This window comes from Frateuria defendens (assembly GCF_001182895.1).
GTDB lineage: Bacteria > Pseudomonadota > Gammaproteobacteria > Xanthomonadales > Rhodanobacteraceae > Frateuria_B > Frateuria_B defendens.
The window spans coordinates 1-24,763 of the sequence record NZ_LFQR01000012.1; the positions used below are offsets into that span (position 1 = coordinate 1).

Here is a 24,763-nt window from a genome sequence, read left to right on the forward strand (position 1 = left end):
CCGGGTGCGCGAGACCTTCGCGGGCCGCAAGGGCCGTGAAGGCGCGCCACGGCTGTCGCGGCGGCTGGGGTCTTGAACCGCCCCGAGATTCGTGGAGGCTGTTTGGCTTGAGTCACGCCGCCTTGGGCAGCGCAGCCTGTTGCCGATAGTAAGCCGCCTCGGCTTCCGCTGGCGGGATGTTCCCGATCGGCCCCAGCAACCGCTTGTGGTTGAACCAGTCCACCCACTCCAGCGTGGCCCATTCCACCGCCGGGCGGTTTGGCCAGGAGCGCCGATGGATCACCTCGGCCTTGTACAGGCCATTGATCGTCTCGGCCAGGGCGTTGTCGTAGGAATCGCCGACGCTGCCGACCGAGGCTTCGATACCGGCCTCGGCCAGGCGCTCGGTGTAGCGGATGGACACGTACTGCGATCCGCGGTCGCTGTGATGGATCAGGCCGCCTTCGTCGGCTGGAAGGTATCGAGCACGATGCGCACCGACTTCGTGCTCGACCTGGCAGGGACACCTGTTCGTGGCCTTCGTCATCGACGTGTACGCTCGCCGCATCGCGTCACGCTCGGCCTGGCGCACCCAGTTGCACAGCGTCTGCGCCGTGCAGCCGATCCTTGGACTACCTCAGCCCGGAACAGTTCGAGCTATCCCATGTCGCTTAGGCGGGCGTCAGCGAAACAGGGGCAAGATCAAAGTATGCTCGGCTAGTCCCTGGCAACCCAGGGGAGCAACCCATCCTTGCGAAACATCGCCTTGATCCCCCGCACCGCCTGGCGGATGCGGTCCTGGTTCTCGATCAGGGCGAAGCGCACGTAGTCGTCGCCGTACTCGCCGAAGCCGATGCCGGGGGACACCGACACCTTGGCCTTGGCGAGCAACTGCTTGGCGAATTCCAGCGAGCCGAGCTTGGCGTAGGGCTCGGGGATCCTGGCCCATACGTACATCGAGGCCTTCGGCACGTCGACCATCCAGCCGGCCTCGTGCAGGCCCTTCACCAGCACGTCGCGGCGGCGCTGGTATTCGGCGGCGATGTCGCGCACGCACTGCTGGTCGCCTTCCAGCGCGGCGATGGCGGCCACCTGCAGCGGGGTGAAGGTGCCGTAGTCGTGGTAGCTCTTGATGCGCGCCAGCGCCGCGACCAACTCCGGGTTGCCGACCATGAAGCCGATGCGCCAGCCGGCCATGTTGTAGCTCTTGGACAGGGTGAAGAACTCCACCGCGATGTCCTTGGCGCCGGGCACCTGCATGATCGAGGGCGCCTTCCAGCCGTCGTAGGTGATGTCGGCGTAGGCGAGGTCGTGCACCACCAGCACGTCGTACTGCCTGGCCAGCGCGATCACCCGCTCGAAGAAGTCCAGCTCCACGCACTGCGCGGTGGGGTTGGAGGGAAAGCCGAGGATCATCATCTTCGGCTTGGGGATCGACTCGCGGATGCCGCGTTCGAGCTCGGCGAAGAAGTCGATGCCCGGCGCCATCGGCACCGAGCGGATCTGCGCGCCGGCGATCACCGCGCCGTAGATGTGGATGGGGTAGCTCGGGTTGGGCACCAGCACGGTGTCGCCGCGGTCCAGCGTGGCGAGCATCAGGTGCGCCAGGCCCTCCTTGGAGCCGATGGTGACGATGGCCTCGCTGTCCGGGTCGATCCCGACGCCGTAGCGCTCGGCGTACCAGTGCGCGATGGCCCGGCGCAGGCGCGGGATGCCCTTGGAGGTGGAATAGCCGTGGGTGTCCGGCCGCTGCGCCACCGTGCAGAGTTTCTCCACGATGTGCGGCGGGGTGGCGCCGTCGGGGTTGCCCATGCTGAGGTCGATGATGTCCTCGCCGCGGCGGCGCGCGGCCATCTTCAGCTCGGCGGTGATGTTGAAGACGTAGGGCGGCAGGCGCTCGATGCGCGCGAAGCGGCGCGGGGTGCCCGCGGGCGTGGCCGGGTCGGTCATGGTGTCCTCGTGGAACGTAGGCGCCCGGAACCGTCCGAGCGACGCCGGCCGCTGCCGCGGCCTGGCCCGGCGGCGGCGCTTTCGCGGCCCTCGCACGGGATGGCCCAACGATACGGCCGCGCCGAGCGGCTTGTCGAGCGCCGCCCCGATGCGGCCGCCGCGGCAGGTGTGCGCAGGTGTGCGCAGACGGTGAGACGCCAGCGCGTAAACTGGCCGGCATCGTGTGCCCGGAGCCGTCATGTCCACCCTGGAAATCCTGCTGTCCGTCCTTGTCATCGCCGTGCTGGCGATGCTGGTGCTGCAAGTCGCCGTGCTGCTGCGCGGCCGCGCCGACGCCGGCCTCACCGCGCGCCTGGACGCGCTCAAGGACGACAACCGCCACCTGCGCGAGGCGCTGGCGCAGGAGCAGCGCGCGGGGCGCAGCGAACAGGCGCAGAGCCTGGGCCAGTTCCGCGGCCTGGTGCAGGAGCAGCTGGGCGCCATGGGCGAGCAGCAGCGCGAGCGCATCGCCGGCTTCGGCCAGCGCCTGGACCTGCTCACCGAGCGCACCGAGGCCGGCCTCGCCGCGCTGGCGCAGCGCCTGGCCGAGGATGCGCGCAAGGGCCGGGAGGAAGCCACGCTGAGCCTCGCCCGCTTCGGCGAACAGCAGCAGCAGCGCCTGGCCGCGCTCACCGCCGACAACGAGAAGCGCCTGGGCGAGGTGCGCGCCACGCTGGAGGTCCAGCTCAAGGCGATCCAGACCGACAACGCCGCCAAGCTGGAGCAGATGCGCGCCACCGTGGACGAGAAATTGCAGACCACGCTGGAGTCGCGGCTGGGGCAGTCCTTCAAGCTCGTTTCCGAGCGGCTGGAGGCGGTGCAGCGCGGCCTGGGCGAGATGCAGCACCTCGCCACCGGCGTGGGTGACTTGAAGCGCGTGCTCACCAACGTGAAGACCCGCGGCACCTTCGGCGAGGTGCAGCTGGGCGCGCTGCTGGAGCAGGTGCTGACCGCCGAGCAGTACGCCGCCAACGTCGCCACCGTGCCGGACTCCGCCGAGCGGGTGGAATTCGCCATCCGCCTGCCCGGCGCCGAGCGCGAGGGCCAGGTGTGGCTGCCGGTGGACGCCAAGTTCCCGCGCGAGGACTACGAGCGCCTGCTCGACGCGCAGGAGCGCGCCGACGCCGAGGCCGCCGGCGCCGCCGGCGCGGCGCTGGAGCGCCGGGTGCGCGAGGAGGCGCGGCGCATCCGCGAGAAGTACGTGGAGCCGCCGCACACCACCGATTTCGCCATCCTGTTCCTGCCCACCGAGGGCCTCTACGCCGAGGTGTTGCGCCGGCCCGGCCTGTTCGAGGTGCTGCAGCGCGAGTGGCGCGTGACGCTGGCCGGCCCGACCACGCTCACCGCCCTGCTCAACAGCCTGCAGATGGGCTTCCGCACGCTGGCGATCGAGAAGCGCAGCAGCGAGGTGTGGCAGCTGCTCGGCACGGTGAAGACCGAGTTCGGCAAGTTCGCCGGCGTGCTGGAGAAAACGCGCAAGAAACTCACCGAAGCCAGCAACGTGATCGACCAGGCCGGCGTGCGCACGCGCGCCATCGAACGCAAGCTGCGCGCGGTGGAGTCGGTGCCGGAGGCTTCCGGTCAGGCGCTGCCGGACGCCGAGGCGCCCCTGGCTGACAACAACGAGGCCGACGACAACGGGGTCTACGACAACGAGGAGGAGACATGAACACGCCGCCCTTCAGCCTGTTCCTGCGCCTGCGCCAGGCCTGCCTGGAACTGGGCGAGCTGAGCCGCAGCCTGAGCCTGCGCGAGCGACTGCTCACCGGCCTGGTGCAGGGCCTATGCGCAGTGACCGCCGCCACTCTGGGCTACTACGCCGCCCGCCTGCTCGGCTTCGGCGTGGGCTTCTGGGCCGCGATCACCGCCATCGCGGTGACGCAGAGCCACTATGCGGACGTGCTGAGCCTCTCGCGCGACCAGCTGATCGGCGCGCTGATCGGCGGGGCCTTCGGGCTGGCCTCGGCGGTGTGGGGGCACGACCGCTTCCCGGTCTACATGCTGGCGGTGATGCTGGGCATGGTCACCTGCTGGGCGCTCAACTTCGGCGGCGCCGGTAAGATCAGCGGCATCACCACCACCATCGTGATGCTGGTGCCGATCGGCGGCAGCTTCGCGCACATCGCGCTGATGCGCATCTTCGAGGTGGCGCTGGGCGCGGTGAGCGCGCTGCTGGTGATACGGCTGGCGGCGTGGATCGAGGCGCGCCTGGTGCCGCAGCAGGCGCCGCCGGCGACTTGAGAGCCCGTTCCCCGCGGTGCGGGCGGGCGGGGCGCGCCTGTGTGCGGCAAGCGCGGGTCGTGGCGATGCCGGGTGCCGCGGTCGCGCGCAAGGCGCGCTCCTACATTGGGCGGCAAGAAGGGGGACAGGTTCCGGGAGGCGCAGGGGCTTCGCACTTTCCTTGCGGCGAATGCATGGGGTGGCGCGGGATCGCGGCCCGCGCCACGGCGTCCGCTCAGCCGCCGGTGATGACCGGCAGCCCGCTCATCAGCCACCAGTGCTTCTTCTCCGGGTCGTAGCGCCAGGTCTGGCGGTCGATCACCGAGCGCTCGCTCTGCGTGTGCTGGTTGATCAGGTTGATCACCACCACCTGGTGCACCTCGTTCTCGCCCGAGGGCACGGGGCCCTGGTCGTCGTTGTAGTCGCTCACCCGCAGCTGCTGGTAGCGCGCCATGTCCAGCGCGCTGGGCGGGTGGTCCTTGAGCACCTGCGGGTCGAGGAACTGCAGCGCGGTCTGGAAATCGCCCCAGCGCAGCGTGTTGGCGTAGGCGTTGAGCGTCTTGATCAGCGCCTGGTTGCGCACGTCGCTGGCGCAGCCGGCGAGCAGCGAGACGGCGAGGACGAGCAACAGCGGCATGAAGAGGCGGCGCATGCGGAGGGCTCCATGGGTGACGGGGAGGATTCTGCCGCAAGCGGCATCAGCTGCGGCGCTTGGCGACGAAGCGCGCCACCAGGGTGGCCGCCGGCGCACCGTCGGGGCCGGGCACCTGGCAGCTCAGCTCGATGCGGGCGCGGCCGCGCACGGCCAGCGTGTCGAGGAAGGGCATCCAGGCATCTTGCTCGATGGCCCTCGCCTCGGCGTGGAAGTCGCCCCACACCGGTTCCAGGTAGCGCACGCTGGAGTCGGCCACGTACACGTCGCAGTCCTCGCCGTGGCGGCGCAGGGTCAATTCCACCAGCGCCCAGCCGGCCAGCGTCATCAGGCTGACCAGGCTGCCGCCGAAGGCGCAGCCCTTGTCGTTGGCGTTGGGCGGCAGCGGCACGGCAAGGCTCAGGCGTTCCGTGTCGCAGGCGTGCAGGCACACGTCCATCGCCCGCGCCAGCGGGATCTCGTCGCGGATGAAATGGAGCAACTGCTCGGCCTGGGTGGTGAGGTCGGTATCGGTCACGGTGTACGGAAGCGGGGGGCAAAGACGCACAGTGTAGCCCTCGGCTTTTCCCGCCGGATCCCGCTGCGCGCTTGCCGGTCCCGGGCTGGCGTCCGGCGCCGCTACACTGCCGCTTTGGACCTCGAGACCTGCCGCGACGTGCCGCGATTCCCCCAGCCCGCCTCCATCGACCTGCGCGGACGGACCGTGGTGATCACCCGGCCGGCCGGCACCGGCGGCGCGCTGGCGCGCCAGGTCGCCGCGCTCGGCGGCGTGCCGTTGCGGTTGCCGGGGCTGGCCCTGCGCGGAGAGCGGAGCGAGGCGCTGTGCGCGGCCTTGCAGAGCGCGCTGGGCGATGCGCTGCTGCTGTTCACCAGCCCCGCCGCCGTGCGCTACGCCGCGGCGCTGGGCCCGCTGCGCACGCGCGCGACGGTGCTCGCGGTGGGGCAGGGCACCGCTCGCGCCTTGCAGCGCCAGGGCCTCGCCGCGCAGGCGCCGGCGCGGCAGGACAGCGAAGGGCTGCTCGATATGCCGGCCCTGCAGCGGCTCGCCGGCCGGCGCGTGGCGCTGGTCGGCGCCGACGGCGGCCGCGGCCTGCTGCGCGCGACGCTGCGCGAACGCGGCGCGCGGTTGCGCGAGGTGCACGTCTACCGGCGCGTGCCGCCGCGGCTGGACCGCCGCCACCTCGCGCCGCTGGCCGGGTTGCGGCGCGGCGCGCGGGTGCTGCTGTCCAGCGCCGAGGCGCTCGGCAACCTCGAGCGCCAGCTGCCGCCCGCGCTGTGGCGGCGGCTGTGCGGCGCCACGGCGGTGGTCAGCAGCGAGCGGCTCGCCGTCGCGGCGCGGGCGGCCGGCTTCGCGCGCATCGAACTGGCCGCCTCGGCGCGGCCGGCCGATCTGCTCGCCGCGGCCGCCCGTTGAGGCGCGGCGGTTCGCTCTGGCCGCCGGCGTACCGGGCGGGTTCGCGCGCGACCGGGTCGTGCGTGGCGTAGGGGCCTTTCGCGTACAGGGTGCGCCGCCGCGGGTTTTGGCGCTGTTCGCGCTCCTCCGGCGATCCGCGCCGGGCGCCGTCTGCGCGCAGGGCGGGGATGCACGAAGAAACGGACGTCCGTCCACGACCGAGTGAGCTACAGGGCTATGCCTCGCGCGGAAATCGTGAACGGCTCCAGGGGTGCGAAGCGTCAGGTACGGGCTGCTAGCATGGCGCGCATGAGCCAAGACCAGCCAACTCCCAAGGACTCTCCCGTCGCCGCGCCGGCGCCTGCCGCGCCGCGTTCCCCGGGCCGGCCGCCGCGCCGCGGCAGCAGCGTCGCGCTGGCCCTGCTGCTGGCCCTGGTGGCGCTGGGCGCCACCGGCTACGTCGGCTGGCGGCAGTGGCGGCAGGATGCCGGCCGCGCGGACGACAGCCGCAGCCTCACCAGCCTGCAGAGCCGCGTCGCCGGCCTGGAGGACAACCTTAACGCGGTCGGCAACGAGCGCACCGCGCTGCGCCAGCGGCTCAACGACGCCGACCAGGTCAACCGTTCGCTGCGCGAGGAAGTGCTCGGCCAGTCCGAGCGCCTGCGCAACCTGGAGGACGCGGTGGCGCAGCTGGCCGAGAAGAGCCTCTCCGGCCACGACGCCCTGCTGCTGGACGAGACCGAGTCGCTGCTGCGCATGGCCAAGGAGCGCTACGCCCTGTTCCACGACGCGCCCGGCGCCGCCTCCGCCTACGCGATGGCCGACCAGGCTCTTGCCGCGGTCAACGACGGCGCCTTCTCCGGCCTGCGCCAGAGCGTGCAGGCCGAGCGCGAGGCGCTGGAGAAGAGCCAGCCCGCCCGCCAGGCCGCCCAACTCGACGTGTTGCAGCAGCTACGCGAAACCTTGCCCGCGCTGCCGCTCAAGCCGCTGGACCGCACCACGGCGGTGGCGTCCGGCGCCTGGGCGCGCCTCCGCCAGGCGCTCGGCAGCGTGGTCAGCGTGCAGCGCGACAACGGCGCGCCGCTGGCGGTGGCCGACGCGCGGCTCGCGCGCCAGCTGACCGCGCTCGACCTGGCCCAGGCGCAGTCGGCCCTGCTCGCCTACGACCCGGCCGACGCGAACGCCGCCCTGCAGCGCGCGGAGGCCAGCCTCGCGGTCCAGTTCGACGATACCGACCGCGGCGTGCAGCAGGCACGCACCCAGCTCGCCGCGCTGCGTGCGGAGCTTCGCCCGACGGCGCCGGTGCAGCTCGGCGCCGCGCTCGACGAGTTGCGCAACCTGCGCGCCGTGCATGCGCTGAAGCCGGCCGCCGCGGCGTCCGCCGCCGCGCCGGCGCACGCCGCCTCCGGAGCCAGGCCGTGAAGGCGTGGCGCTGGATCCTGCTGCTGGTGATCGTGGCCGCGCTGGCCGCGTTCGGCTGGCACTGGGTGGCGGAGGACCCCGGCTACGTGCTGCTGCGCCTGCGCGGCTGGCGCGTGGAAACCACCGTGGTCGCCGCCGTGGTCATCCTGCTGCTGGCGTGGGCGCTGCTGGTTGCGCTGTGGCGGCTGGCGCGCTGGCCGTTCGGCGCCATGACGCGCCGCCATCGCCGACGCAGCCAGCAGAGCCTGGGCGATGGCCTGGTTGCGCTGATGGAAGGCCGCCACGGCGATGCCGAGCGCGAGCTGCGGCGCGCCGCGCGGCTGTCCGCGCTGCACGGCCCGGCCCTGCTCGCCGCGGCGGAGGCGTCCTCGCTGCGCGGCGAGAGCGCCCGCGCGCTGGAGGCACTGGACGAGGCCGGCCAGGTGGCGCCGCGCGCCGCGCGCGTGCTGCGCGCCCGCGTGCTGCGCCGCGACGGCCGTCCGGCCGAGGCGCTGGCCCTGCTCGGTCCGGAAGCCGAGCGCGGCGAGCTGAGCGCGGGCGGCTGGTACGAACTGGCGCGCGCGGCCCTCGCCAGCGGCGACCTGCGCCACGCCCGTGCGGCGCTGGAACCCTTGCAGCGGAGCGGCGCGCTCGGCGCCCGCCAGTACGCCGCGCTGGAAACCCAGGTACTGCTCGCCGCGATCGCTACCGCGCCCGATGCGGCCGCGCTCAATGGCCTGTGGTCGCAGCTGCCCAAGCCGCAGCGCCGCGTGCCGGCGGTGATCGACGCCTACGCGCGCCGCGCCGCCGGCTTCGGCATGACCTTGCCGGCGATGGACGAGCTCGACTCGGCGCTGCGCCGCGAATGGTCCTCCACCTTGGTCGAGACCTGGGGCGCGCTCGGCGACCAGGACCTCGACGCCCGCCTGCGCCGCGCCGAAGGCTGGCTCGACGCCCACCCCAACGACGCCGGCCTGCTGCTCGCGCTGGGCCGCCTGTGCGTGCGCCTCAAGCTGTGGGGCAAGGCGCGCCAGTACCTCGAACGCTCGCTGGCGCTCGTGCCCAGCGCCGGCGCCTGGGAAATGCTGGGCGAAGCCTGGATGGGCCAGGGCGACGCCGCGCTGGCCCAGCGCAGCTACCGCAACGCGCTGGCCCTGGCCCGCGGCGAGATCGCTCGCGAGCACGTCGCCAGCACCCCCGGCGGCACGCCCGACACCCACGCGGTGGCGGTCGAAGAGCGAGACGAGCACGGCATGCCGCGACTGCGGAAGTAGCCGCAACGGCGGTACTTCAGGTGGAGATCCCGAGCTTGGCCAGCTGCGGGTCGGCCATCTGCCAATGTGGCCAATCATGCGCCGTCAAGCACAGGCGAATGAAATTGGTGAGTTTTTGCCGTTCGACTGGATTCGATGGCGGAACCCAGCCCGGAGCGTGCACCTTTTGCGATAGGCGTGGGCAGAGCTGATCGAAAGGGGGCGGCGCGTGGCCTGTTGCGGAAGCAGTCGATGCGGCTGTCGTGGTGTGTAGTTCCGAGGATGGGGCCTGCCAGGCGTGTTCGCTGCCGAACATGCCCCGCAGCAGGTTGAACACGGCAAACAACACCATCACGGCAATGAGGGCCGAGCCGCGGCTGTCTGTCGTGCGGCCGGCCTGCGGCGTCGCCTGGCGGTGCTGCCTGGGAGAGGGCAGCGTTGCATAGGCTTCGGCCAGGTCGCGGTCCATGGCCGGCAGCGCGTCGAAGGCGGCCTTCCAGGTTTCCAGAGCAAGCGACCGCAGCCGTAGCCGCAGATAGTTGGGATAGCGATTGAGCAGTCGCTGCACATGGGGCCACTGCGAGACGATCGGGTCGGGCGGCGCCGTCTGCGCGCCTTGTTCGAGCCATTCGAACCAGCGCGCTCCCCGCAGTTCGCCCGTCTGCCTCGCCCAGGCCATTTCCTCGGTCATCACACGCTGGATCCAGCTCCCGCGCGGTCCAAGCTGTGCCAGGTGGGTGACATCCATCCAGCCGAAGCGTTCGCGTGCTGCGCGGAATAGCGCCAGCTGGCCCGTGAATCCGCTGCTTGCCAGGCCGTCGATCAGCCACAGTTCGAAGGTGAGCATGGCTCGCAAATGATCCCCGCGCAGGCGGGCAAGCTGCTCATCCAGGGCGTCGGCGGCAGGCGTGCCAACATGGATCGCGGCCAGCAGGCGCTCGATGGCCGAACGGGCCTGCTCGACTGGCGTGACTTCGGCTTCCGGCGACGCGGGCGCATCGTCCGCCGGGGGAGGCGCGGCGGCGTGCTGCCGTATGGCCGGCATAGAAGGCGCCAGGACATCTGCGCCGGACGGCCTTGCAGTGCGCCAGCTCAGGGCCTGTTCGTAGGCTTGGCGCAGGCGCGCGAAGCCGTCCAGATCGGTGGATGGGTCGATGCGCTTGAGGCGGGCCGCGTAGGCGCGCTTGATGCTGCGCTCGTCGGCCTCTTCGGACAGGCCGAGGTATTGAAGGAACCAGAGAGCATCCATGCGGTGGCTGGCAGCATCGTCGTCGGTTAGTCGCGTGAGCTTACCGCAAGCCTCCGTTGTCCCAACGGACAACGGACGATGCGCCACCGTCGTGGAAAGGCACAGGATCGACGATGGGGCCGCCACGTTTGAGGTCGAAAACGAGGTGGCCCATCGGCAGGCACAACGGTTGCCGCGGATAGGTCTGGGTGGTGCCGGCTACCGTTACGTGGCGTGTCTACAGCGGCGTGAGGTTGGCGTAGGCCGCCACCAGCCACTTGCTGCCGGCATCCTCGAAGTTCACCTGCAGGCGGGTGTGCGGGCCGCTGCCCTCGGCGGCGACCACCACGCCTTCGCCGAAGCTCGGGTGGGCGACGCGCTGGCCGAGCTTCACCGGCAATTCCTCCTGCAACGAAGCACTGGATTCGGCGAAGCGGCCGGCGTACATCGGGCGGCTCACCTGCACGCGCGGGCGCACCTCGTCGAGCAGGGCGGCGGGGATCTCGGCGAGGAAGCGTGAGGGCCGCGCCAGCATCTCGGTGCCGTGCATGCGGCGCGACTCGGCGTAGGTGATCACCAGCCGCTCGCGGGCGCGGGTGATGCCGACGTAGGCCAGGCGGCGTTCTTCCTCCAGCCGGCCTTCGTCCTCCACCGAGCGTTGGCTGGGGAACAGGCCTTCCTCCAGGCCCACCAGGAACACCAGCGGGAACTCCAGGCCCTTGGCCGAATGCAGGGTCATCAACTGCACGCAGTCGTCCCAGGCCTCGCCCTGGCCCTCGCCGGCTTCCAGTGCGGCGTGGGAGAGGAAGGCGGGCAGCTCGGCGAGGCCGGCGTCGATGTCCTCCTGCGTCAACTCGAAGCGGCTGGCCACGTTGGACAGTTCGTCCAGGTTCTCCACCCGCGATTCGGCGTTGCCGCGGCTGTCCTTCTCGTAGTGCTCGCGCAGGCCGCTCTGGGCGATGGCGTGGTCGATCTGCTCGGCGAGGGTGAGAGCCGAGGCACCGGGAACCGGCGGGAACCCACCGGGGGCCGCCTCGCCGATTCCCGACTCCCGATCCCCGATTCCCGCGAACGCCCTCGCCATCCCGTCGATCAACAGCAGAAACGCCCGCAGCGCGTTCTTCGCCCGCCCGGCCAGTTCGCCGCCGCCGAGTTCGCCCAGCGCCGCCTCCCACATCGAGCTACCCTCGCCGCGGGCGCGCCGGCGTACCACGTCCAGCGTGCGGTCGCCGATGCCGCGCGGCGGGGTGTTCACCGCGCGCTCGAAGGCGGCGTCGTCGTGGCGGTTGGCGGTGAGGCGCAGGTAGGCCAGCGCGTCCTTGATCTCGGCGCGGTCGAAGAAGCGCAGGCCGCCGTAGACGCGGTAGGGGATGCCGCGCTGGGTGAGTTGTTCCTCGAAGTTGCGCGACTGCGCGTTGGAGCGGTAGAGGATGGCGCAGTCGCGCGCGCTGCCGTGCTCGGCGATGTACTCGCGGATGCGCTCGATCACGAAGCGCGCCTCGTCCTGCTCGTTGTAGGCGGCGTACAGCGCAATGCGCTCGCCCTCGGCGTCGGAGGTCCACAGCTGCTTGCCGAGGCGGCTGCCGTTGCGCGCGATCACGCTGTTGGCGGCCTTGAGGATATTGGCGGTGGAGCGGTAGTTCTGCTCCAGCTTGATGGTGCGCGCGCCGGGGAAGTCGCGCAGGAACTGCTGCACGTTCTCCACCTTGGCGCCGCGCCAGCCGTAGATGGCCTGGTCGTCGTCGCCCACCACGAACACCTTGCCGGTCTGGCCGGCGAGTACGCGGATCCAGGCGTATTGCAGGGTGTTGGTGTCCTGGAACTCGTCGATCAGCAGGTGCCGCCAGCGCTGCTGGTAGTGCTCGAGCACGGCGGGGTTCTTCAGCCACAGCTCGTGGGCGCGCAGCAGCAGCTCGGCGAAGTCGACCAGGCCGGCGCGGCGGCAGGCGTCCTCGTAGGCCTGGTAGATCTGCACCAGGGTGCGGGTGACCGGGTGGTGGCCGTGCTCGATGTTCTCCGGCCGCTTGCCCTCGTCCTTCCACTGGTTGATCTGCCAGGTGGCCTGGCGCGGCGGGAACTTGGCCTCGTCCAGGCCCAGCCCGGCGACCACGCGCTTGACCAGCCGCTGCTGGTCGTCGGCGTCGAGGATCTGGAAGCCCTCCGGTAGCCCCGCCTCGCGCCAGTGCCGGCGCAGCAGGCGGTGGGCGATGCCGTGGAAGGTGCCCACGGTGAGGCCCTGGGTGCCGCCGGGAATCAGCCGCTCCAGCCGCGCGCGCATCTCGCCCGCGGCCTTGTTGGTGAAGGTGACGGCGAGGATCGCCCACGGCGGCACGCCCTCCACCTGGGTGAGCCAGCCGATGCGGTGGGTGAGCACGCGGGTCTTGCCGGACCCGGCGCCCGCCAGCACGAGGTAGTGGCCGGTGGGGGCGCACACCGCTTCGCGCTGCGCGTCGTTGAGGCCGTCGATCAGGTACGAGACATCCATCCGCGCCATTGTAGCGGGCAAAGAAAAACCGCCGCGCGGGCGCGGCGGTCGCAGGGGGCGGATCGCTTCAGCGTTTCCTGCCGCTGGCGAAGCCGCCGACCACGAGCAGGCCGCCGACCACGATGCCGGCGATGCCCAGCCACTGGGGCACGGCCTTGTCCTCGGTGGTCTGGATCTTCACCGGGCCGAACTGGGCCTTGGTGTCGGTTTGCCGGTAGCTGGCGTGGCCGACGGTGATCCAGATGCCGGCCACCAGCAGGATGAGGCCGACGATGACGAGTCCTGCGCGCATGGATGTCTCCTTAGCCTACGGTTCGGTCCCCGGCATGGTACGGCGCTTCGGGGAAGGGCGGTGCGGGCGGACGAAAAAAAGCCCCGAAGGCTTAGGGGGAGCCTTCGGGGCCGGGGACGTGAAACCCAGGGGAGAGGTTCGCGTCCGGGTGGCTCGCCTAGGGAGGTGGGCGAGCCGATGCGGATGCCGTTGCGTGCATCCGAAGAATAAGAACGCGCGGTGCCGGGGAAGTTGCACCGCCCCGGCGGGAAGGATTTAGCGGCGATTCATTTCACGAAAAGCCAACGTCCGTTGCCCCCATGCGCTCAATGCGCCTCGTCCCAGTTGGCGCCCACGCCCACGTCCACCACCAGCGGTACCGCCAGTTCGGCGGCGCCGGCCATGCGCTCGCGGATCGCCGCGCGCACCGTTTCCACGGCGTCCTCGCGCACCTCGAACACCAGTTCGTCGTGCACCTGCATCAGCATGTGGGCGTCGTCGCGGCCGTCGAGCCAGCGCGCCATGGCGAGCATGGCGCGCTTGATGATGTCGGCCGCGCTGCCCTGCATCGGCGCGTTCACCGCCGCGCGCTCGGCGCCGGCGCGCAGCGCCTGGTTGCGGGCGGTGAGGTTCTCCAGGTACAGCCGGCGGCCGAAGATGGTCTCCACATAGCCGTCGCGGTGCGCACGCTCGCGGGTGGCCTCCATGAAGGCGTGCACGCCCGGGTAGCGGGAGAAATAGCGCGCCATGTAGTCGCCGGCCTCGGCGCGGTCCACGCCGAGCTGGCGCGCCAGGCCGAAGGCGCTCATGCCGTACATCAGGCCGAAGTTGATCGCCTTGGCGGCGCGGCGCTGGTTGGTGCTGACTTCTTCGGGCTTGAGGCCGAACACCTCGGCCGCGGTGGCGCGGTGGATGTCGCCGCCTTCGCGGAAGGCGCGCAGCAGGCCTTCGTCGCCGGAGAGGTGGGCCATGATGCGCAGTTCGATCTGCGAGTAGTCCGCCGCCATCACCACCCAGCCCGGCGGCGCCACGAAGGCCTGGCGGATGCGCCGCCCTTCCTCGGTGCGCACCGGGATGTTCTGCAGGTTGGGGTCGGAGGAGGAGATGCGCCCTGTCGCCACCGCGCCCTGGTGGTAGCTGGTGTGCACGCGGCCGGTGCGCGGGTTGACCATCGCCGGCAGCTTGTCGGTGTAGGTGGAGCGCAGCTTGGCCAGGCCGCGGTAGTCGAGGATCAGCCGCGGCAGCGCGTGCTCGTCGGCGATGGCGGCCAGCGCCTCCTCGTTGGTGGACGGCTGGCCGGTGGGCGTCTTGAGCTTGGCGGTGAGGCCGAGCTCGTCGAACAGCACCGCCTGCAGCTGCTTGGGCGAATCGAGGTTGAACTCGTGCCCGGCCTCGCGCCAGGCCTGCTGCTGGAATTCCAGCATGCGCTTGCCGAGTTGCTGGCTCTGCGCGCGCAGCTCGTTCACGTCGATCAGCACGCCGCGCTGCTCCATGCCGGCCAGCACCGGCACCAGCGGCACCTCGATCTCCTGGTAGACGCGGCGCAGCGCCGGCTCGGTCTTGAGCTTGGGCCACAGCGCGTGGTGCAGGCGCAGGGTGACGTCGGCGTCCTCGGCGGCGTAGCGGCAGGCGTCCTCCAGGCTCACGTGGGAGAAGGGAATCTGCTTGGCGCCCTTGCCGGCCACCGCCTCGTACTTCACCGTCTCGTAGCCGAGGTATTTGCGCGCCAGCGAATCCATGTCGTGGCGCGTTGCGGTGGCGTTCCACACGTAGGACTCGAGCATGCTGTCGTGCGCGATGCCGCGCACGGCGATGCCGTAGTGCGCCAGCACGTTGATGTCGTACTTGGCGTGCTGGCCGAGCTTGGGCAGCGCGGGGTCCTCGAACAAGGGCTTGAGCGCCGCCAGCACGTCCTCGCGCGGCAGCTGCGCGGGCGCGCCGGGGTAGTCGTGCGCCAGCGGCACGTAGCAGGCCTCGCCCGGCGCCACCGACAGCGACAGGCCCACGATGTCCGCCTGCATCGCGTCCAGGCTGGTGGTCTCGGTGTCGAAGGCGAGCAGGGGCGCCTGCCGCGCGCGTTCCAGCCACGCCTCGAACTGCGCCGGCGTGGTGACCAGCTCGTAGCGGCCGGGGCCGGAGAGCGCGGTGTCCACGTCGGCGGCCAGCAGGGTGGGCGCCGGCGCCGGGGCGGGCGCGGCGCCTTCCGCGGCGGCGGACGCCGCGGTGGCGTCGAGTTCCTTCAGTGCCGCCTTGAATTCGTAGCGGGTGTAGAGCGTGCGCAGCGCGTCCGCGTCGCGCCCGCGCAGCAGCAGGTCGCCCACTGCGAGCGCCAGCGGCACGTCGGTCTTGATGGTCACCAGCTGGCGCGACAGCGGCAGGTGGGGCAGCGCCTCGCGCAGGTAGTCGCCGATCTTGCCGCCGACCTTGCCGGCGCTGGCGATCACGCCGTCCAGCGAGCCGTACTCGGCCAGCCACTTGGCCGCGGTCTTGGGGCCGCACTTGGTGACGCCGGGCACGTTGTCCACGCTGTCGCCGGTCAGGCTGAGGAAATCGACGATGCGCTCCGGCGGCACGCCGAACTTCTCCAGCACGCCGGCGCTGTCCATCACCGTGTTGGTCATGGTGTTGACCAGGGTGATGCCGGGGCGCACCAGCTGGGCCATGTCCTTGTCGCCGGTGGACACCTCCACCTCGATGCCCTGCGCGTGGGCGGCGAGCGCCAGGGTGCCGATCACGTCGTCGGCCTCCACGCCCTCCTCGCGCAGGATCGGGAAGCCGAGCGCGCGCACGATCTCCACCATCGGCCCGAGCTGGGCGCGCAGGTCGTCGGGCATCGGCGGGCGGTGCGCCTTGTACTGCGGATACAGCTCGTCGCGGAAGGTGGGCCCGGAGGCGTCGCAGACGAAGGCGACGTATTCGGGCTGTGCCTTCAGCGTGGCGCGCAGCATGTTGACCACGCCGAACAGCGCGCCGGTGGGCTCGCCCTGCGCGTTGGAGAGCGGTGGCAGCGCGTGAAAGGCGCGGTAGAGGTAGGAGGAACCGTCGATCAGGATGAGTTTGGCCATGCGCGCCATTCTCGCATGAGGAGCGGACGAGGCCGCCGGCGCCGGGCACGGCGGGCCGGTGCGGCTGGTATATGCTGCACCTCTCCACCGAGGTTGCCCCGACCATGAAAGCTGCCGTTCTCCTCGCTGCCAGTGTCCTCCTCGCTCCGGCCGTGTTCGCGCAGTCCGCGCCGGCGCCCGTGCCGCCGCCGCCGGGCCTCAACGATCCCGGCGTCAAGGCCAAGGCCGCGTCGGCACCGGCGCCCGCCGCCTCCAAGCTGCCGGCCCTGCCGGCGATGCGCGACAACGGCCCGCGCGACGCCAACGGCGCCGCCCCGCCGCAGGTGCGCGTCTACCAGCGCGACCAGGACACCGTGCAGGAGTACAGCCGCAACGGCCAGGTCTACATGGTGGTGGTGACGCCCAAGAGCGGCGTGCCGCAGACCTACACGCTCGACCCCTCCGGCCGCCTGGTCGACGAGCACGGCCAGCGGCCGGTGCGGCCGGTGATGTACAAGGTGCTGGAGTGGGGCAAGAGCCGCCCGGCCGAAGCCTCCACCAGCGGCGACTGAGAACCTGTTCATGCTCTCCCCATGGCCCGCGTTGCGCGTTCCCGGCCGCCAGGTGGTGGGGCGTGGCGCCGCGCCTGACTGGCCGTCAGGTCAAGCCTTGCACCGCCGCCTGGCGGCCAGGGACGCGCAACCCTCCGGGCCGGGTCTGTTTGCGTGCAGGGCGGCGTCATCACTCAGTTGTGTACGGGCGTACACGCCTTCGTTCTTCCTTGCCTTGCGCGCAAACAGCTCCCGGCGCGGGCCATGGGGAGAGCAGGTTCTGAGCGCCGCGGGCGCATGAACGTCCGCGAGAGCTGGCTGCTGTTCGCGCTGGGCTCGGCGTTCTTCGCCGCGCTCACCGCGCTGTTCGGCAAGCTCGGCGTGGCCGGTATCAACTCCAACCTCGCCACCTTCATCCGCACGATCGTGATCCTGCTCGTCACCGCGGCCATCCTCAGCCTGCGTGGAGAATGGGCGAAGCCGGGCGCGCTGTCGTTCAACAGCTGGCTGTTCCTGGTGCTCTCGGGCATCGCCACCGGCCTGTCGTGGCTGTGCTACTACCGCGCGCTGCAACTCGGCCCGGTGAGCAAGGTGGCGCCCATCGACAAGCTCAGCGTGGCGCTGGCGATCGTGCTGGGGCTCACGCTGCTGGGCGAGAAGCCGAGCCTGCCGGTGCTGATCGGCGGCGGCCTGATCGTGGCCGGCTCGGTGGTGATCGCGTTCGGCTGAACAGGTTCTCAGCCCGGCTCGTCCAGTTCCGGGTAGTGGCGGAAGATGCCCGACTCGTTGAACGGCAGCCGCCGCGGCGAGGCGAGGTAGGCGGCCAGGCGCGGGCGCTCGGCCACCTGCGCGGCCAGTGCGCGCAGCCGCGGTGTGCGGCGGCGCAGGCGGCGCATCGCCTGCGGAAAGGCATAGTCCAGCCCCGCCATCAGCTGGAACAGCGACAGGTCCACGTAGGAGTGCCGCGCGAACACGCGCGGCGCCGCGCCGCCGGCCAACTCGCGCTCGAAGTAGCGCAGGTATTTCGGCAGCCGCTCGCGGCGGAAGGCGTCCGCGCGGGCCAGCGCCGCCTCGCGCTGGTCCTCGTAATACAGGTCGGCCGAGAGCGGATGGTGGGTGTCGTGCGCCTCGGCCACCAGGTCGGCGATGGTCAGCTGCAGCTGGTGCGCGCGCAGGCGTGTCGTCTCGCCGGCGGGCACCAGGTGCAGCCGCGGGGCGAGATAGGCCAGGATCGCCGCGGTCTGCGCGACCACGCGGCGGCCGTCGCGCAGGAACGGCGGCGCGAACGGCACGGCGCCCGGCTGTCGTCCGGCGAGAAAGGGCACCATCGCCTCGTCGCCGTCGCGGCGGCACACGTCCACGTAGTCCGCGCCGGCGTCTTCCAGCGCCAGCCGCACGAACTCGCCGCGGCCCTGGATGCCGGTCCAGTAGTAGAGCGCGTAGGCCATGGCGTCCTCGCCCGTCGAAAAGGCCTACGCTAGCGAGACGCCGTTCTAGGCCGCGTGATCGCGGGCCGCCGTGCCGCGTCGCAAGCCCGTGCGCGGGCCGAAGGAACGTGCAGGGCCGCTGCGCGTCGCGCGCATTTGCTTTATCGCCGCGGCGGCGCTGCAATGGCGCCCGCTCTCTCCGTCCCCGTGGAGTCACGATGCGCCGCTTCCTGCCCGATCGCTTCACCTGTCTGCTGCTGGCCACGGTGCTGCTGGCCAGCGTGCTGCCCTGCCGGGGCACGGCGGCGGGCGTGTTCGAGGTGGTCACCGACCTCGCCATCGCGCTGCTGTTCTTCCTGCACGGCGCCAAGCTCTCGCGCGAGGCGGTGGTGGCCGGCATGACGCACTGGCGGCTGCACCTCACCGTGCTCGCCAGCACCTTCGTGCTGTTCCCGCTGCTCGGCCTGCTGCTCAAGCCGCTGCTGGCGCCGCTGGTGACGCCGGACCTTTACCTGGGCGTACTGTTCCTGTGTGCGCTGCCGTCCACGGTGCAGTCTTCCATCGCCTTCACCTCGATGGCGCGCGGCAATATCCCGGCGGCGATCTGCGCGGCCTCGGCGTCGAGCCTGCTCGGTATCTTCCTCACGCCGCTCCTGGTCGGCGTGCTGGTGAGCGCGGGCGGGCAGGGCGCGGGCATGTCCTGGCACGCGGTGGGCGCCATTGTGCTGCAACTGCTGGTGCCGTTCGTGGCGGGGCAGGTGGCGCAGCGCTGGATCGGCGGCTGGGTCGCCCGGCATCGCGCCATGCTGGCCTGGGTGGACCAGGGCTCGATCCTGCTGGTGGTGTACACCGCCTTCAGCGCGGCGGTGCTGCAGGGTCTGTGGCGACAGATGCCACTGCCGGTGCTGGGTGGCCTCCTGGCGGTGGATGCGCTGCTGCTCGCGCTCGCCCTGCTCGCCACGCGCTACGGTGCGCGGGCGCTGGGCTTCAACCGCGAGGACGAGATCACCATCGTGTTCTGCGGCTCCAAGAAGAGCCTCGCCAGCGGCGTGCCGATGGCGAGGGTGCTGTTCGCCGGCCATCCGCTGGGCGCGATCGTGCTGCCGATCATGCTGTTCCACCAGATCCAGCTGATGACCTGCGCGGTGCTGGCGCGGCGCTACGCGCAACGCGCCGAGGCCAAGGCGGCGCCGGCCACCACGGGTTGAGGCCGGGCTTGCCTCGCCGGCCCGCGCGCAGTAGAAGCCAAGACATGCCAACCCTGGAAACCTTCGAGCGCTCCCTGTCGCAGCCGCAGCCGCCGGCCGATTGCACGCCGCTGCTGCAAGGGCTGTGGTGGGCGGCGCACGGCGACTGGCGGCGCGCACACGAACTGGTGCAGGCCCTGCCCGGCCGCGAGGCCGCGCGCGTCCACGCCTACCTGCACCGCGTAGAGGGCGACCTCGACAATGCCGGCTACTGGTACCGGCAGGCCGGCGAGGCGATGCCGGCGACGGGGCTGGAAGAAGAGTGGCGCGAGCTGGCCGGGCGCTGGGTTGCGCACGGCTGAGTCGAAGGCCCGGTCATCCAGACGTCTGGACGCCCATATCTATCGAGGCACTTCGCGGGTTGCGCGGGCGGCGATGGCCGCACGGCCATCGCCAGGGCGCGGGCCCCGATGTGCTCAGTGGCGGAAGTGGCGCATGCCGGTGAACACCATCGCCATGCCGTGCTCGTCGGCGGCCGCGATCACCTCGGCGTCGCGCATCGAGCCGCCCGGCTGGATCACCGCGCGGATGCCGGCGGCGGCGGCTGCGTCGATGCCGTCGCGGAACGGGAAGAAGGCGTCGGAGGCCATTACCGAGCCGGCCACTTCCAGCTTCTCGTCGGCGGCCTTGATGCCGGCGATCTTGGCGCTGTACACGCGGCTCATCTGGCCGGCGCCGATGCCGATGGTCTGGCGGTCGCGCGCGTAGACGATGGCGTTGCTCTTGACGTACTTGGCCACCTTCCAGGCGAAGATCAGGTCGTGGATCTCCGCCTCGGTGGGCGCGCGCCGGGTGACGATCTTGAGGTCGGCCGCGGTCACCATGCCGGTGTCGGCGGTCTGGATCAGCAGGCCCGAGCCCACGCGCTTGCTGTCGTTGCCGGGGTGCGGCTTGGCGAGGTCGCCGTCGGCCGGCGGCGGGATCACCAGCACGCGCACGTTGGCCTTCCTGGCGAAGACCGCGAGTGCCTCCTCCGCATAGCCCGGTGCCAGCACCACCTCCACGAACTGGCGCGCGACGATGGCGCGCGCGGTGGCGCCGTCCACCTCGCGGTTGAAGGCGATGATGCCGCCGAAGGCGGAGGTGGGGTCGGTCTGGTAGGCGAGGTCGTAGGCGCGGCCGATGCCCTCCAGGCTCACCGCCACGCCGCAGGGGTTGGCGTGCTTGACGATCACGCAGGCGGGCTTGGTGAAGCTGCGCACGCACTCCCAGGCGGCGTCGGCGTCGGCGATGTTGTTGTAGGAGAGTTCCTTGCCCTGCAACTGGCGGAAGGTGGCCAGCGTGCCCGGCGCCGGGTACAGGTCGCGGTAGAAGGCGGCCTGCTGGTGCGGGTTCTCGCCGTAGCGCAGGTCCATCAGCTTGACGAAGCGACCGTTGGCCTGATCGGGGAAGGCCGCATGGCCGGCGATGGCGTCGTGCGCTGCGTTGAGCTTGAGGCCGGAGAGGTAGTCGCTGATCGCGCCGTCGTAGTTCGACACGCGGTTGAACGCGGCCACCGACAGCTTGAAGCGCGTGGCGCGCGAAAGGCCGCCCTGCTGCTCGATCTCGGCCAGGGCTTCCTCGTACTGGTCGGGCGCGGTGAGCACGCCGACGTCGGCCCAGTTCTTGGCCGCCGAGCGCAGCATGGCCGGGCCGCCGATGTCGATGTTCTCGATTGCCTCTTCCAGCGTGCAGTCCGCCTTGGCGACGGTGGCCTCGAACGGATAGAGGTTGAGCACCAGCAGGTCGATCGGCGCGATGCCCAGTTCGGCCATCACCGCATCGTCGGTGCCGCGCCGGCCGAGCAGGCCGCCGTGCACCTTCGGGTGCAGCGTCTTGACGCGGCCGTCCATGATCTCGGGGAAGCCGGTGAGCTCGCTCACGTCCTTCACCGCGATGCCGGCCTCGCGCAGCGCCTTGGCGGTGCCGCCGGTGGAGAGCAGCTCCACGCCGGCTGCGGCGAGGCGCCGGCCGAGGTCGATCAGGCCGGTCTTGTCGGAAACGCTGACGAGGGCGCGGCGGACGGGCGTGACGGCGGGGGCGGGCATGGCGGCATCCAGGCGGGAAAGCCGCGCATTATAGCCCGAGGCGCCAGCGCGATGGCCGGCGTGCGGCCGTTTGGACGTCCATCCGCGGGTCATGCGGAGGCTCCCGGCCGGGCCGTCTCGGCGCGGGCCGCTTCAGATCACGTCGTTGGGGAAACGGGCCGTTTCGGGTCGGCCGCAGGTCAGGCCGCTTCAGGTCGGGCCGCTTCAGATCAGACCGTACTGCAACAGCTTCTTGCGCAGGGTGGCGCGGTTGATGCCGAGCGCGGTGGCGGCGCGGCTCTGGTTGCCGTCGTGGAAGGCCAGCACCTCGCGCAGCAGCGGCCCTTCGACCTCGCGCATCACCAGCGCGTGCAGGCCTTCGTCGCCGAGAGCGTCGCCGATGTCGGCGAGGTAGCGGCGCACGGTGCGCGTGACGCACTCGCTCAGCGCGCTCTGCGACGAGGACGGCTTGGAGACCTCGTTGGCAGGCAGTCTGACGGCGTTCACGGCGTTCCTCACGTGCGACGCGACGGCTGCTTGGGCCGTCGCTGGGGTTATGGTTGTGCCGCGTGCGGCGACGACTTGCAGGCGAGCGCCTTGCAGGCTCGCGAAGGGAAAGGAGTGTACTCGCGCGCGACGGTAATTTTAAGTGCTTGCGCGCACACCCGGATGATGCTTGCGGCCGGTCCGGCGGGGTTTCACTCGAAACCGAATTCGAACGCCACCGCCTTGGCGCCGGGGTCGGTCATTTCCACCAGCAGCGCGGCGTTGCCGCCGGGCGGCAGGCCCTCGCGCCGGGTCGCCTCGTCGTCGAGGTACTCGTCCGGACGCAGCCGGCGCATCGCCACGCGCTTGCCGCCGGCGTCGGTGAGGACCAGGGTGACGATCGGGTAGGGCTGCGCGAACGTAGCCTCGTTGTGCAGGGTGGCGCTGATCATCAGCGCGCCGGGCACGCTGGGGTGCGCGCGCACGTCGCGCGCCAGCAGTTCGAGGCGATGCACGTCGCGCACCAGCGGCAGGCGGCAGCCGAGCGTGGCGCAGGCGCGGCGCAGCCAGCTGCCGGCGAGCGGGTCGGCGATCAGGGCGTCGCGCTTGGCCCAGGCCAGCTGGGCCGCGAGCCCCAGCAGCAGGAGCGCGCAGACCAGCACCCACGGCCAGCGCCGCTCGCCCTTGCGGAGAGCCGCGCGGGCGAAGCGGGGCGCGAATTCGAGCTGGGCGAGATCCTGCTCGACCGTCCTCTCGCCGGCCACGGCGGGACTGTCGAGCACCACCGGCGGCTCGGCCGGCGGACGGTAGACCGCCCCGAGCAGCCGCGGCGGCTCGCCGGAGGGCGCGTGCGCGGGCAGCCGCTGGAACGGCTCGGGCGGCAGCTGCGAGGCGAGGCTGGCGAGCGCGTCGAAGGGCACCGCGCAATGCCCGCACACCACTTCGCCGCCGGCCTGCGCGAGCGCAGCGGCGTCCAGCGAAAACACGGTGAGGCATTCGGGGCATTGGGCGTACATGCGTCGGCAAGCTTAGCAGGCGAGGTGCGGGGCGCCTGCGCGAAGATTCTCAAAGCCGGTTCGCCTGCCGCCGACGAACTGCCCTATGTAGAAGCGCGCCCGCGCGCGACCGGGGCGTAAGCGGGAGGCGTTGCTGCGCAGGCTTGTCGCGCGGCGAGGCGCGCTCCTGCCGGCCGCGCGCTCAATGAGGGCTTAAGCGCGGCGGCGTCCGCTGATGCGCACCCAGTCCTCGCGCGTCGCCACGGCGAGGTCCTCGAACCATTCGGCGTAGCGCGCGAGCAGTTCGTCCTGCTGGCCCTGGAGGATGCCGGAGATGGCGAAGGGCGCGCCGGGGCGCGCGGCGGCGGCGAACACGGGTGCCAGTTCGCCCAGTGGGCCGGCGAGGATGTTGGCGACGAACACGTCGGCCGGCGCGCCGTCGAAGTCTTCCGGCAGGTACAGCGCGAGGCGCGCGTCCACGCCGTTGCGCTCGGCGTTGTCGGCGGAGGCGGTGAGCGCCTGCGGGTCGTTGTCGATGCCTGCCGCCTCGGCGGCGCCGAGCTTGAGCGCGGCGATGGCGAGGATGCCCGAGCCGCAGCCGTAGTCGATCACGCGCTGGCCGGCGAGGTCCAGGCCGTCCAGCCATTCCAGGCACAGCGCGGTGGTGGGGTGCGTGCCGCTGCCGAAGGCGAGGCCGGGGTCGAGGCGCACCACGACCACCTCGTCCCCTTCCGGCGGCTCGATGTTCCACGGATAGATCCACAGCCGGCGGCCGAACGGCATCGGCTTGAACTGGTCCATCCAGGCGCGTTCCCAGTCCTCGTCGGCGACGTCGCGGAAGGCGAGCTGGTCGGGCTCCAGCCACGGCAGCAGCTCGCCCAGCGCGGCGGCGAGGCCGCGGCGGTCGGTGCCGGCCTCGAACAGCGCGTCCAGGGTGATCGTGGGCCACAGCGGCAGCTCGCCGACGCCGGGCTCGAAGATGGCCTGCTCGTCGGGCGTTTCCGCGTCGGCGTCGCGCAGCGTGACCGACAGCGCGCCGAGATCGTCGAGGGCTTCCTCCGCACGCGGCTGCTGCTCGACGCGGAGGGTGAGGGTGAGTTCGAGCCAGGGCATGGATGGATCCGTCGAGTGTCGGGCGGAGGGTAGGAGCGTGCCTGCGCGCGACGGTCGTGCGCTGGGGCCGGCGAGGCCGCGCGCAGGCGCGCTTCCTACGGGTCAGGGCGCCGGCGGGTGTTCCTTCTGCTCGGCCATCCGCTTCTCGAGGTAGTGGATGTTCTGGCCGCCCTGCTGGAAGCCGACGTCGGCCATGATGCGCTGCTGCAGCGGGATGTTGCACTTGATGCCCTCGATCACCGTCTCGGCCAGCGCCAGGCGCATGCGTGCGATGGCGGTGGCGCGGTCGGGGCCGTGCACGATCAGCTTGCCGATCATCGAGTCGTAGTTCGGCGGGATCTTGTAGCCGTCGTACAGGTGCGTGTCCACGCGCACGCCGGGGCCGCCCGGGGCCTCGAAGCGCTTCACCGTGCCGGGGCTGGGCAGGAAGCTGTCCGGGTCCTCGGCGTTGATGCGGCACTCGATGGCGTGGCCGGTGAACTTGATGTCCTCCTGGCGCAGCGAGAGCTTCTCGCCGGCGGCGATCAGGAGCTGCTCGCGCACCAGGTCCACGCCGGTGATCAGCTCGGTCACCGGATGCTCCACCTGGATGCGGGTGTTCATCTCGATGAAGTAGAAGCGGCCGTTCTCGAACAGGAACTCGAAGGTGCCGGCGCCGCGGTAGCCGATGCGCAGGCAGGCCTCCACGCAGACCTTGCCGATCTCTTCGCGCAGCTCCGGCGTGATGCCGGGCGCGGGCGCTTCCTCCACCACCTTCTGGTGGCGGCGCTGCATGGAGCAGTCGCGCTCGCCCAGGTGGATGGCGTGGCCCTGGCCGTCGGCCAGCACCTGGATCTCCACGTGGCGCGGGTTCTCCAGGAACTTCTCCATGTACACCTGATCGTTGCCGAAGGCCGCCTTGGCCTCCTGCTTGGTCATGGTGATGGCGTTGCCCAGGTGCGCCTCGGTGCGCACCACGCGCATGCCGCGGCCGCCGCCGCCGCCGGCGGCCTTGATGATCACCGGGTAGCCGATCTCGCGCGC

Annotated in this window: 22 protein-coding genes and 1 pseudogene; 9 read left to right on the forward strand and 14 right to left on the reverse strand. The window is 71.4% G+C overall.

From position 1 onward, the window contains the following. Positions 1–112: 112 nt before the first annotated feature. Both ACH65_RS02680 and alaC read right to left on the reverse strand, forming a co-directional pair. A pseudogene (locus ACH65_RS02680) lies at positions 113–442 on the reverse strand (integrase core domain-containing protein); the annotation flags it as partial. Positions 443–696: 254 nt separating this feature from the next. Beyond that, the gene (gene alaC / locus ACH65_RS02685; RefSeq protein ID WP_049621035.1) at positions 697–1,929 is read right to left on the reverse strand and encodes an alanine transaminase; all 1,233 of its coding nucleotides are present in this window, start codon (positions 1,927–1,929) and stop codon (positions 697–699) included. 238 nt (positions 1,930–2,167) lie between these two features. On the opposite strand from alaC, the gene ACH65_RS02690 reads away from it, so the two are divergent. Both ACH65_RS02690 and ACH65_RS02695 read left to right on the forward strand, forming a co-directional pair. After that, the gene (locus ACH65_RS02690; protein ID WP_049621036.1) at positions 2,168–3,637 is read left to right on the forward strand and encodes a DNA recombination protein RmuC; all 1,470 of its coding nucleotides are present in this window, start codon (positions 2,168–2,170) and stop codon (positions 3,635–3,637) included. After that, a complete protein-coding gene (locus tag ACH65_RS02695) occupies positions 3,634–4,209 on the forward strand; it encodes an FUSC family protein (protein ID WP_049621037.1) in 576 nt (191 codons plus the stop codon). Before ACH65_RS02690 ends, ACH65_RS02695 begins: the two co-directional genes overlap by 4 nt. Before the next feature lie 214 nt (positions 4,210–4,423). Here ACH65_RS02695 and ACH65_RS02700 read toward each other — a convergent pair whose 3' ends face one another. After that, a complete protein-coding gene (locus ACH65_RS02700; RefSeq protein ID WP_049621038.1) occupies positions 4,424–4,840 on the reverse strand; it encodes a hypothetical protein in 417 nt (138 codons plus the stop codon). A gap of 46 nt (positions 4,841–4,886) precedes the next feature. Continuing rightward, the gene (locus ACH65_RS02705; protein WP_049621039.1) at positions 4,887–5,357 is read right to left on the reverse strand and encodes a YiiD C-terminal domain-containing protein; all 471 of its coding nucleotides are present in this window, start codon (positions 5,355–5,357) and stop codon (positions 4,887–4,889) included. Positions 5,358–5,495: 138 nt separating this feature from the next. On the opposite strand from ACH65_RS02705, the gene ACH65_RS02710 reads away from it, so the two are divergent. The 3 genes from ACH65_RS02710 to ACH65_RS02720 all read left to right on the forward strand — a co-directional run bounded on the left by ACH65_RS02710 (position 5,496) and on the right by ACH65_RS02720 (position 8,908). Continuing rightward, positions 5,496–6,254 (forward strand): uroporphyrinogen-III synthase, encoded by a 759-nt coding sequence (locus ACH65_RS02710; RefSeq protein WP_049621054.1) that lies wholly within the window; start codon positions 5,496–5,498, stop codon positions 6,252–6,254. 288 nt (positions 6,255–6,542) lie between these two features. Next, positions 6,543–7,655 (forward strand): uroporphyrinogen-III C-methyltransferase, encoded by a 1,113-nt coding sequence (locus ACH65_RS02715; protein WP_049621040.1) that lies wholly within the window; start codon positions 6,543–6,545, stop codon positions 7,653–7,655. Next, on the forward strand, positions 7,652–8,908 hold the full coding sequence (locus ACH65_RS02720) for a heme biosynthesis protein HemY (protein WP_049621041.1): 1,257 nt from the start codon (positions 7,652–7,654) through the stop codon (positions 8,906–8,908). Before ACH65_RS02715 ends, ACH65_RS02720 begins: the two co-directional genes overlap by 4 nt. A 16-nt stretch (positions 8,909–8,924) precedes the next feature. On the opposite strand, the gene ACH65_RS02725 is transcribed toward ACH65_RS02720, so the two are convergent. The 4 genes from ACH65_RS02725 to polA form a co-directional block, all read right to left on the reverse strand. Further along, positions 8,925–10,136: a hypothetical protein gene (locus ACH65_RS02725; RefSeq protein ID WP_049621042.1), complete on the reverse strand. Its 1,212-nt coding sequence runs from the start codon at positions 10,134–10,136 to the stop codon at positions 8,925–8,927. Positions 10,137–10,353: 217 nt separating this feature from the next. Next, positions 10,354–12,600, reverse strand: a complete 2,247-nt coding sequence (locus ACH65_RS02730; RefSeq protein ID WP_049621043.1) for a DNA helicase II — start codon at positions 12,598–12,600, stop codon at positions 10,354–10,356. A 67-nt stretch (positions 12,601–12,667) separates the two neighbouring features. After that, on the reverse strand, positions 12,668–12,892 hold the full coding sequence (locus ACH65_RS02735) for a hypothetical protein (RefSeq protein ID WP_049621044.1): 225 nt from the start codon (positions 12,890–12,892) through the stop codon (positions 12,668–12,670). Positions 12,893–13,197: 305 nt separating this feature from the next. After that, on the reverse strand, positions 13,198–15,936 hold the full coding sequence (gene polA, locus ACH65_RS02740; RefSeq protein WP_049621055.1) for a DNA polymerase I: 2,739 nt from the start codon (positions 15,934–15,936) through the stop codon (positions 13,198–13,200). A 104-nt stretch (positions 15,937–16,040) separates the two neighbouring features. Between polA and ACH65_RS02745 the strand changes: the two genes are divergently transcribed. Together ACH65_RS02745 and ACH65_RS02750 are read left to right on the forward strand one after the other, a co-directional pair. Beyond that, on the forward strand, positions 16,041–16,487 hold the full coding sequence (locus ACH65_RS02745; RefSeq protein WP_049621056.1) for a DUF2782 domain-containing protein: 447 nt from the start codon (positions 16,041–16,043) through the stop codon (positions 16,485–16,487). 276 nt (positions 16,488–16,763) lie between these two features. Continuing rightward, the gene (locus ACH65_RS02750; RefSeq protein ID WP_049621045.1) at positions 16,764–17,195 is read left to right on the forward strand and encodes an EamA family transporter; all 432 of its coding nucleotides are present in this window, start codon (positions 16,764–16,766) and stop codon (positions 17,193–17,195) included. An 8-nt stretch (positions 17,196–17,203) separates the two neighbouring features. Here the strand turns inward: ACH65_RS02750 and ACH65_RS02755 are convergent, their stop codons facing one another. Continuing rightward, entirely contained in the window at positions 17,204–17,914 is a 711-nt protein-coding gene (locus tag ACH65_RS02755) for a glutathione S-transferase (protein ID WP_049621046.1), read from the reverse strand. Between the two features lie 197 nt (positions 17,915–18,111). On the opposite strand from ACH65_RS02755, the gene ACH65_RS02760 reads away from it, so the two are divergent. Further along, positions 18,112–19,101, forward strand: coding sequence for a bile acid:sodium symporter family protein (locus ACH65_RS02760; protein ID WP_049621047.1), 990 nt, complete (start codon positions 18,112–18,114; stop codon positions 19,099–19,101). 44 nt (positions 19,102–19,145) lie between these two features. Beyond that, complete coding sequence (locus ACH65_RS02765; RefSeq protein WP_049621048.1) at positions 19,146–19,442, forward strand: hypothetical protein; 297 nt, start codon at positions 19,146–19,148, stop codon at positions 19,440–19,442. Positions 19,443–19,556: 114 nt separating this feature from the next. On the opposite strand, the gene purH is transcribed toward ACH65_RS02765, so the two are convergent. The 5 genes from purH to ACH65_RS02790 form a co-directional block, all read right to left on the reverse strand. Beyond that, positions 19,557–21,167, reverse strand: a complete 1,611-nt coding sequence (gene purH / locus ACH65_RS02770; RefSeq protein WP_049621049.1) for a bifunctional phosphoribosylaminoimidazolecarboxamide formyltransferase/IMP cyclohydrolase — start codon at positions 21,165–21,167, stop codon at positions 19,557–19,559. Positions 21,168–21,371: 204 nt separating this feature from the next. Continuing rightward, positions 21,372–21,653 carry a helix-turn-helix domain-containing protein gene (locus tag ACH65_RS02775; protein ID WP_064504802.1) on the reverse strand — a complete coding sequence of 94 codons (282 nt, stop codon included), beginning with the start codon at positions 21,651–21,653 and terminating at the stop codon, positions 21,372–21,374. 191 nt (positions 21,654–21,844) lie between these two features. Then, the gene (locus ACH65_RS02780) at positions 21,845–22,648 is read right to left on the reverse strand and encodes a zinc-ribbon and DUF3426 domain-containing protein (RefSeq protein WP_049621050.1); all 804 of its coding nucleotides are present in this window, start codon (positions 22,646–22,648) and stop codon (positions 21,845–21,847) included. A gap of 192 nt (positions 22,649–22,840) precedes the next feature. Further along, positions 22,841–23,740 carry a 50S ribosomal protein L11 methyltransferase gene (prmA, locus tag ACH65_RS02785; protein ID WP_049621051.1) on the reverse strand — a complete coding sequence of 300 codons (900 nt, stop codon included), beginning with the start codon at positions 23,738–23,740 and terminating at the stop codon, positions 22,841–22,843. 102 nt (positions 23,741–23,842) lie between these two features. Next, on the reverse strand, positions 23,843–24,763 hold a 921-nt coding region (locus ACH65_RS02790), incomplete at its 5' end, for an ATP-binding protein (RefSeq protein ID WP_049621052.1).